Consider the following 1,508-nt stretch of genomic DNA (forward strand, 5'->3'; position numbering starts at 1 on the left):
ATAACCTGTTGGAAGGCCAATTACCCAGAAAGCCGTAAAGGATAACACAAACGTAACGTTTACATCCTTATATCCGCGTAGAGCCCCTTGGATCGGTGCCATAATAGCATCCGAAAGCTGGAAAAAGAGCGCGAAAATTAGGAAGTGAGAAGCGAGCGAAATAACGGCTGGATCTTTTGTGTAAATAGAAGCAATCTCTGTTCGGAAGAAAAACAGTATGATACCAAAAAGCAACGCCATACTTACAGCAAATACTGTCCCTATTAGGCTGTACTCACGAGCATCATTATAACGTTTACCACCAATTTCAAATCCAACAACAATTGTCAATGCCATTGATATACTTAATGGAACCATGTATAAGAACGATGCGAAGTTCATAGCTGTTTGGTGGGCTGCTATCGTAATGGTATCGAATGAGCTCATTAATAAGGTAACAGCTGAGAAAATACTAGTTTCAAAGAAAATAGCAAGTCCAATAGGAATTCCGATTTTTAAAATTGAAAGGCATTCCTTGAAGGAGAACGCAATCCAGTTCTTAAAGATATTGTATTCTTTAAACGGATGAATCTTAATAATGACAATGATTGCAATGAATAAAATAAGCCAGTACGTGATGGCTGAAGCTACGCCAGATCCAACACCACCCATTTCTGGAAAACCAAACTTACCGAAAATCAAGAAATAGTTGAATATAACATTGATTGGCAGTGCTAGTAGTGTAATAAACATGGAAATTCGCGTTTGTCCTAGAGCATCGATAAACGCTCGTAAAACACTATAGAAAAATAAAGGCACAATCCCCCAAGATAGAGCGACTAAATAATCGTGAGCTACCTCTTTAACATAGGGCTCTAAGTTCATATTGTTTAAGATTGGATTCAATGCGAAGAAACCAATGAATATAACGATGATGCCCATAATGATGGATAAATAAGATCCTTGAATAACTGAATAGGGCACGTCTTTTATTTTTCTTGCACCAACTAATTGTGAAACGATTGGTGTAATTGCAATTAGAATACCACTTAAGCCGGTATTGATAGGAACCCATATCGAGCTACCGATTGCTACACCTGCCAGGTCATTTGAGGAATAGTTCCCCGACATAACGGTATCGGCGAAAGTCATTGAAAATAAACTGAGTTGTGTAACGAGAACAGGTAACATAATTTGTAAAAATAATAGGGTTTTTTCTCTTTTTGTCTTTGTAATCTTCATAAAGTAATCCCCCCATTCTTATTGCATATCAGAGAATTATATCACATAAAAATTACAAGATGAAAATTTGAAATTTTCCGATAACCTTGTCTATAAAAGGCTTGTCATACATTTTTTATTTTGCACATATATTGTTTAGTAAATGAAGGGATAGGGGGAAGTGCGGTGGCGTACAAGCATTCTAAAGGATGGTATATAACACAATTAAAGTCGATTGGAATTACTAAGCATCCGATTGAACAAAGAAAATTAGAATTATATAAAACATTTATTATAAGAAGGATTTA

2 protein-coding genes are annotated in these 1,508 nt (G+C 35.9%); one reads left to right on the forward strand and one right to left on the reverse strand.

Annotated elements, in window-relative coordinates; all coding sequences use genetic code 11:
- Nucleotides 1–1,221, reverse strand: a 1,221-nt coding sequence (locus V7014_RS26150; RefSeq protein WP_335511887.1) for an MATE family efflux transporter, incomplete at its 3' end; no start/stop codon positions are given.
- 165 nt (nucleotides 1,222–1,386) lie between these two features.
- On the opposite strand from V7014_RS26150, the gene V7014_RS26155 reads away from it, so the two are divergent.
- A partial coding sequence (locus tag V7014_RS26155; RefSeq protein WP_335511889.1) for a DUF2639 domain-containing protein occupies nucleotides 1,387–1,508 on the forward strand: 122 nt, incomplete at its 3' end.

Origin of the sequence: Bacillus sp. JJ722 (assembly GCF_036963345.1) — a bacterium.
In the GTDB taxonomy this organism is placed as follows: Bacteria; Bacillota; Bacilli; order Bacillales; family DSM-1321; genus Bacillus_AD.